Genomic DNA, 504 nt, shown 5'->3' on the forward strand with positions numbered 1-504 from the left:
GAGACATTCACAGTCACCTCTGTCGATGGCACTCCGTCAACCATCAAGGTCACCATTAACGGCACCAACGATGCGGCGACCGTCAGCAGTGCGACTGTTGCGGTTGATGAAACGGACAAAGCCATCACAACTTCAGGCACACTAACCAGCACCGATGTCGATAATCCTGACAACGCGTTTACGCCAGATTCGATCACAGGGACTCACGGTGACTTAACCATTGATACCAATGGGCATTGGGTATTCACCGCCAACAGCCCATTCAACCAACTCAATGTCGGCGACAAGGTTGAAGAAACCTTTACTGTTGCTTCTGTCGATGGGACTCAGTCAACCATCAAGGTGACTATTAACGGCACTAATGATGCCGCGACCGTCAGCAGTGCCACTGTGGCTGTTGATGAAACTGACTCTGCGGTAACGACCTCTGGCACCCTAACCAGCACCGATATCGATAATCCAGATAATGCCTTTACACCGGATTCGATCACAGGCACACACGGT

At 51.2% G+C, this 504-nt stretch carries 1 protein-coding gene; it reads left to right on the top strand.

Annotation, left to right across the window (positions count from 1 at the left end; all coding sequences use genetic code 11):
* The coding region (locus tag ACTS60_RS02255) for a VCBS domain-containing protein (RefSeq protein ID WP_440886967.1) at positions 1–504 on the top strand (504 nt) is incomplete at both ends.

The sequence above is a fragment of the Vibrio sp. WZ-1 genome (assembly GCF_052037695.1).
Taxonomy (GTDB): Bacteria; Pseudomonadota; Gammaproteobacteria; order Enterobacterales; family Vibrionaceae; genus Vibrio.